A 6390-nucleotide genomic window follows, 5' to 3' on the forward strand; every position below is an offset into this window, starting at 1 on the left:
CGTGGCGCCGGTGCCGGCGCCGACACTGCCCAGCGGGAACGCCCCGTCCAGCGCCGCCAGCGCCGCGCGGCCAAGCGCCTTGTAGGGGTTTTCCGCCCAGCCCTTGTCGCCGCCGTTCAGCAGGTCGAAAAGGATCGCCCCCGGCACGATCGGCACCACCTGATCGCCCACCGCGAAGCCCCGGCCCTGGGCGCGCAGCGCATCCGCCACGCCCCCGGCGGCATCGAGACCGAAGGCCGAGCCACCGGCCAGCACCAGCGCATCCACCTTTTGCACGGTCTTGTCCGGCGCCAGAAGATCGCTTTCCCGTGTGCCCGGCGCGCCGCCCATCACGTGCAGCCCGCAGGTGAAAGCCGTGTCGGCTGAGAGCACCGTGACCCCGGATTTGATCCGGGCGTTTGAGGCATTGCCGACCCTGAGGCCGGCCACGTCGGTAATCAGATTTCGCGGCCCCGGTCGCATCTTAAGCCTCCTGTCGGTGATCCCATCGCCCCGAGCCTAGCGACAGAGCAGGCCGGGACAAGCCCAAGCCGGCATGGATTTCACCATTTTGCAAATACTCCGGGGTGAGGGCGGCGGGCGCAGTCCCGCCGCCCGAGGGGCAGCGCCCCTTTCCCCGGATCGCCAAGCTGCGAAACCGCTTGATTTGCGCCCATGTTCTGCCGCATGATCCGCGCCGAGCCCGGGCGATGGCGTCGCCTCGTTCCACGCGGAATGATCCGGCTCTTTTCCCAGTCCTGAACGCCGGGACCTCTTTGATCGGAGGTCAACATGACATCACGTCCTGAATTCTATCGTTACCACAATGGCAGGCAATGCCGCCTGCAATTTGACGATGCGGAATATGCCGCCCGTCTCGCCGGGCTGCGCCGGATCATGGCCGAGAGCGGTGTCACCGCCGCCGTCCTGACGTCGATGCACAACGTGTCTTACTATTCGGGCTTCACCTACTGCGCCTTCGGGCGCCCCTATGCGCTGGTGGTCACCGCGACGGACTGCGTGACCATCTCGGCCGGGATCGATGCCGGGCAGCCCTGGCGGCGCTGTTACGGTGACAACATCACCTATACCGACTGGCAGCGCGACAATTACTGGCGCGCGATCCTGTCGGTGACAGGGGCAAAGGCTGTCGTCGGTTACGAGGGCGATCATCTGTCGCTGATGCAGAAGGCCAAGCTGGACACCTATCTGAAGCCTGCCGGCACCGTGGACATCCATGAGGCCACCATGCGCCAGCGCATGCATAAATCCGCCGCCGAGATCGCGCTGATCCGCGCCGGGGCTGCGGTGGCCGATGTCGGCGGCTATGCCATTCGCGATGCGGTCAAAGAGGGCGTGCGCGAGATCGACGTCGCCATGGCCGGACGCAACGCGATGGAGCTGGAGATCGCCCGGCGCTTTCCCGATGCCGAGTACCGCGACACCTGGGTCTGGTTCCAGTCGGGCATCAACACCGATGGCGCGCATAATCCGGTGACAGCCCGCGTGCTTCAGCGCGGCGACATCCTGTCGCTCAACACCTTCCCGATGATCTCGGGCTATTACACGGCGCTGGAGCGGACCATGTTCGTGGGGGAAGTCGATGACGCCAGCCTGAAGATCTGGGAGGCCAATGTGGGCGCGCATGAGCTGGGTATTTCGCTGCTGAAACCCGGGGCCAGCTGCGCCGAGGTCACCCATGAAATCAACAGCTTCTTCGAGGAGCGCGACCTGCTGCAATATCGCACCTTCGGCTATGGCCATTCCTTCGGCGTGCTGTCGCATTACTATGGTCGCGAGGCCGGGCTGGAGTTGCGTGAAGACATCGACACGGTGCTGGAACCCGGCATGGTGATCTCGATGGAGCCGATGCTGACCATCGCCGACGGCCAGCCGGGCGCCGGCGGCTATCGCGAGCATGACATTCTGGTGATCACCGAAGAGGGCAACGAGAACATCACCGGCTATCCCTATGGGCCGGAGTTCAACGTCGTCGGCTAGGAGAGCCGGGTGTCGCGCCCTGCGGCGCGGCAGGTGACTTGCGGCCTCTCCTGTTCAGGAGAGGCCGTTCGCCTCCGGCGGGAGTATTTCGCAAGAGATGAAGATCAGGGCTCAGACCAGTTCCGGGCTGATCTCGAGCCCGCCGCGGGTGGCGTGGCTGTAGGGGCAGGTCTGATGCGCGATGGCGACCAGTTTCTCGGCACTCGCTCTGTCGAGACCGGGCAGCGAGACCCGCAGGCCGACCTCGAGGCCGAAGCCCGGTTCTTCGCGCGGGCCGATGCCGACGGTCGCGGTGACCGAGGCCTCGGGGGACAGGGCGATTTTCTGCTGCATGGCAATGAACTTCAGCGCCGACAGGAAGCAGGCGGCGTAGCCGGCGGCAAAGAGCTGTTCGGGGTTGGTGCCCTCGCCGCCCGGCCCGCCCAATTCGCGGGGTGTCGACAGGGTCACATCCAGATGGCCATCCGGGGTGGTGGCGCGGCCTTCGCGGCCTCCGGTGGCGGTGGCCGAGGTGGTGTAGAGAATCTTTGTGGGCATGTTGTCCTCTTTTAAGTCGCGCACGATTGAATCGTGAGCGATATGTATCGGCTTTCGCGCCGCTGTCAAGTCTTGCGTATCGATCGTGTGCGATTTATTCCGGTAACAGGAGATCACCCATGCCACAGCCCCCCCAGGACCGCCGCCGCGAGGCGGCAGAGGCGGACCGGTCCAGCCATCTCGACGAAATGCTCTGCTTCGAGGTCTACAGTGCCGAACATGCCTTCGGGCGGCTGTACAAGAGCCTGTTGCAGCCGCTGGGCCTGACCTATCCGCAGTTTCTCGTCATGGTGCTCTTGTGGGAGAGGGACGGGCGCAGCATCGGTGGTCTGGGGCGCGTTCTGGGGCTGGAATCGAATACGCTGACGCCGCTGGTCAAGCGGCTCGAGGCGGCGGGGCTGGTGAGCCGGCAGCGCGACAGGCAGGACGAGCGGCGGGTGCGCGTCGCCCTGACCGAAGCGGGGCGCGCCATGCGCGCCAGCGTGGGGCATGTCCGCCAAGCCGTGATCGCGGCCACCGGCATGTCCGAGGTTGAACTGGCGGCGCTGTTCGGTGCTTTGAGGAAACTGCGGGCCGGGCTTTCCGACACCTGAAAAGGGTCTTGTTGCAGCCTCCTGCGGGCTTTCCTTGGGCAGATGCATTTGCAACACTTGTTGCAGTTATTTATTCGGCCCCGATGTAAATGCGTTTCACATTTCCCATATCGGGGCCAGATCATTGAAAACAGAGGAGAGTTCATGGCCGATTTTGATGCGCAGGTGCGCGAATCCCAGGCCCAGGTCGCAGCGGCGCAGGCCAAGATCACCGAATTGACCGGCCGTATCGAGGCTGCGCGGTCGCGCATGGTCTCGGGCGATGACGTGTCGATCGACATTGAAAATGCCACGCTGGACGATGTGCACGCCCATACCGAGGTCATGAATGCAAATATCGCCGAGCTGATCATGGGGCTCGATGATGTCACCGCCGCCTTTTCCAAGGACTTCGACGAGATGCGCGACAAGACCGGCTGGGAAAGCTTTGTCGGCGTCTTCAGCCGCGGCAAGGCCGAGTCCATGCGCCAGGAACGCATCAAGACCGCCAATATCGACGACAAACTGCAGGATCTGATCGCCAAGTCCGATGTCATCACCCGGCTGCTCGAAGGCCAGTTGGCGGTGCTCAACGAGCAGAAGGACAAGGTCGAGGCCAACCTGACCGAGACCCTGGACGAGCGCGAAGCCACCGTCGGGGCGCTGGAGGCGGTCAAGCAGCAGATCAAGGGCATGGACCCGAAGATCATCGAACTGGAAAACAGGATCGCGGTCGAACAGGACGCCGCCGCGCGCACCCAGCTTGAGACAGAGCTGGCGGGGCTCAACAACGACTACAACGCGCTGGTGCAGGACGAGCAGGTCAAGCTGGCCAAAAGCCAGACGCTGGAGCGTTACATCGAGAAGGGCAAGACCTGGATCGACAGCTTGCAGAACCAGGCGGCGACGCAGATGGTGCTGATCAACAAGCTTCAGACCGACACGCGCCAGCGCGTGGTGCTCTATGATGCGCTGTCCAAGTCGCTGAAGACCGCGCAGCAGCAGGATGTGGCGCATCGGATCAACGAGATCGGCGTCGAGACCGACAAGGAGGCCCAGGCCTCGATGGCAGCGATCGGCACCGCGACCAACCAGCGGATGGCCGATATGCTGGAGGCGCATGAGGGGCATATGGTCTTTGCCCGTGATGTGCTCGAGGCCAAGGCCAAGGCGGATGAACGCTTTGCCCGGCGCTTCGAGAAGATCGTCGAGAAGCATGACAAGAACCTGTATGGGGCCTGAGCGACCATGACCAGCAGAGGGCAGCGTCCGGGCCATGGGAGCGGGCGTATCGCACCCGGCCTCTGCACCGGGCGTGATACGGCGGTCATGCGATCCCGGGGAATGACATGACCGACACCCACAACACCGACCACAGGGCGCTGCGCGACACCTATGCCTCGCGACGCTATTTCAAGAAGTTTGACGGCATCACCGGTCACCTGACCCGCGTCGCGGCGGCCCGGGTGGCGGATGGCGCGTTGAGCGAAGGGGATATGCGCATCCTGACCCGCTATCTGGCGAAGCTCTCTTACAGCTTCCGCGCGCTCAGCATGAAATACCTGCTGGTGGGGCGCGAGACGGGCAAGTTCTTTGGCTCCTTGTCGATGGACGCGGTGGAAAGCGGCTTTCCGGTGTTCAACGAATTGCTGGTCATGGCCAATGACGCGCAGCAGGCCGAAAGCCATCTGCGCAACATGCCCGGCGTCGACGCGCTCAAGGATCAGATGCTGCGCAAGATCATCGGCGAGCGCGAGATTCCGACCCGGCTGCAATTTGCCCTGTCGCAGCGGCTGTATTACGAAGAGCTGCTCAAGGGCGACCTGTTCTGGGCGCAGAACCACCCGGAGTGTCTTTGGGTGGAGAACCTCGACGAGAACCGCCGCCGTTTCCTGCTGCATTGGGCGGTTTATGATAGCCAGATCAACCTGCCGACCATCTATCTGATGGAGCTTGAGGATTCCGGGCGCACCGCCTTGCCGAAGGATGAGCGGCGCTGGCCCGAGTTGCAGGCGCATTTGATGGGGCAGGCGCTGGGCGCGCTGAAACTGGTGACCATCGCCAGGGGCTTTGACGAAAGCTTTGACGATCTGCACCCCAAACGCCTGCGCCGCTATCATATCGGGCCGATGTATTCTTCGGCGTTCACCCGGCAGTCGGGGCCGATCCGCGAGGTTCTGGAACAGGCAAGGGCCCCCGAGGGCGAAGACTGGGCCCTGGCCTGGACGGTGGAGACGCTGGAAAGCGAACGGGTGACGCGGCAGAAATCGGGGTGGTTCTCGTCGGTTGAGCGCGAGGTCTTTGCGCTGGATCCCTTCTCGGGGCGGGGCGTGGACACCGGCGCCACCGATACCGAGCGCGCGATCATCCTGCCGCAGCGCCCCTATCAGGTGCTCGAAGAGCTGAACCCGCCGGGCTTTGCCTCGGTGCGCAAATATGTGGTGAGCCCGCAGGGGCGGGTGTTGAGTTATTGATTGGGTGAGCCGGGCTGAAGCCCGGCCTACTTGCGGCCAACGGCGCGGTGTGCCGGGTATTGTGACCTAAGATTTAAACGGGGTGAGTTATGAGCCTTCCAAGTGATCAGATGGAGCTTCGCGAAGAAGACATTCAGAAACACTATACGGCGGCGTATGGCGTTTTGGACGGCTTTGACCACACGCCGCGCATCGCCAAGGGGCGCGATGCGCCAGCGGTGCCTGAGCGGTCATCGGGCATCGGCACGCGGCGCCGTTTTCGTTCGACCACACCGGGGCTTGTGACCCGCTCGACCGCCCGCCCCGAGGGGGTGCATCTGATCGAACGGATCGAGGGCAGTGACGGCGACGATCCCTTGATCAGCCCGGTGCAGTCCAACGCGCTGACCGGCTTGCGCCGCGCGCTGGCGATTGCCCTTGCAGTGGGCGAGACCTTTTCCGATGCCTCGGGGCTGGGCGATCTCAAACGCGACAACCTTGCCGGCAGCCTTGGCGCCGACCGCAAATCCGAGTTCTCAGAATTGCTGACCGCCGAGGCGCTGGCCGTGGCCTATGTCTTTGCCAATGCGACCTCGTTCCTGCTGTCGCCTTTCACCACCGAGACCCAGGTCGAGGTCGGCGAGGTCGAGGAGCTTTTGACCGACAACGCCCAGCTGGCCCTGCACGGGCTCTTGTGGGAGCTGGATCAGGACATCGCCGCACATGTCAGCGACGAGGCGCGGCTGATCCCCTGTCTCATCGCTTTTGCCGAACAGGTCATGGAAAAGGTCACCTTGCGGGCGCAATCCGCGCCGCGATTGGCGGCTTTTACCGGGGCCAGCTGGCGC

At 63.9% G+C, this 6390-nt stretch carries 6 protein-coding genes and 1 pseudogene; 5 read left to right on the forward strand and 2 right to left on the reverse strand.

All coding sequences use genetic code 11. From position 1 onward, the window contains the following. Window positions 1-462 (reverse strand): P1 family peptidase (locus tag ABZD10_RS12525; protein ID WP_372886934.1); only part of this gene is annotated, 462 nt, incomplete at its 3' end. A 309-nt stretch (window positions 463-771) separates the two neighbouring features. Here ABZD10_RS12525 and ABZD10_RS12530 point away from each other — a divergent pair. Continuing rightward, on the forward strand, window positions 772-1980 hold the full coding sequence (locus tag ABZD10_RS12530) for an aminopeptidase P family protein (RefSeq protein ID WP_372886935.1): 1209 nt from the start codon (window positions 772-774) through the stop codon (window positions 1978-1980). Window positions 1981-2091: 111 nt separating this feature from the next. Here ABZD10_RS12530 and ABZD10_RS12535 read toward each other — a convergent pair whose 3' ends face one another. Next, window positions 2092-2517 (reverse strand): organic hydroperoxide resistance protein, encoded by a 426-nt coding sequence (locus tag ABZD10_RS12535; RefSeq protein ID WP_372886937.1) that lies wholly within the window; start codon window positions 2515-2517, stop codon window positions 2092-2094. Between the two features lie 119 nt (window positions 2518-2636). Between ABZD10_RS12535 and ABZD10_RS12540 the strand changes: the two genes are divergently transcribed. The 4 genes and pseudogenes from ABZD10_RS12540 to ABZD10_RS12555 all read left to right on the forward strand — a co-directional run. Next, window positions 2637-3110 carry a MarR family winged helix-turn-helix transcriptional regulator gene (locus ABZD10_RS12540; protein ID WP_372886939.1) on the forward strand — a complete coding sequence of 158 codons (474 nt, stop codon included), beginning with the start codon at window positions 2637-2639 and terminating at the stop codon, window positions 3108-3110. Between the two features lie 144 nt (window positions 3111-3254). Next, window positions 3255-4331: a hypothetical protein gene (locus ABZD10_RS12545; protein ID WP_372886940.1), complete on the forward strand. Its 1077-nt coding sequence runs from the start codon at window positions 3255-3257 to the stop codon at window positions 4329-4331. A gap of 107 nt (window positions 4332-4438) precedes the next feature. After that, a complete protein-coding gene (locus tag ABZD10_RS12550) occupies window positions 4439-5563 on the forward strand; it encodes a hypothetical protein (protein WP_372886942.1) in 1125 nt (374 codons plus the stop codon). Between the two features lie 89 nt (window positions 5564-5652). Beyond that, window positions 5653-6390, forward strand: a pseudogene (locus tag ABZD10_RS12555) (AAA family ATPase); the annotation flags it as partial.

Source organism: Shimia sp., from assembly GCF_041624275.1.
In the GTDB taxonomy this organism is placed as follows: Bacteria; Pseudomonadota; Alphaproteobacteria; order Rhodobacterales; family Rhodobacteraceae; genus Shimia.

Excerpts from the sequence above, each read along its gene's own strand:
- ABZD10_RS12535 (WP_372886937.1), bottom strand. The coding sequence starts at position 2,517 with ATGCCCACAAAGATTCTCTACACCACCTCGGCCACCGCCACCGGAGGC.
- ABZD10_RS12550 (WP_372886942.1), top strand. The coding sequence starts at position 4,439 with ATGACCGACACCCACAACACCGACCACAGGGCGCTGCGCGACACCTAT.
- ABZD10_RS12530 (WP_372886935.1), top strand. The coding sequence starts at position 772 with ATGACATCACGTCCTGAATTCTATCGTTACCACAATGGCAGGCAATGC.
- ABZD10_RS12545 (WP_372886940.1), top strand. The coding sequence starts at position 3,255 with ATGGCCGATTTTGATGCGCAGGTGCGCGAATCCCAGGCCCAGGTCGCA.
- ABZD10_RS12540 (WP_372886939.1), top strand. The coding sequence starts at position 2,637 with ATGCCACAGCCCCCCCAGGACCGCCGCCGCGAGGCGGCAGAGGCGGAC.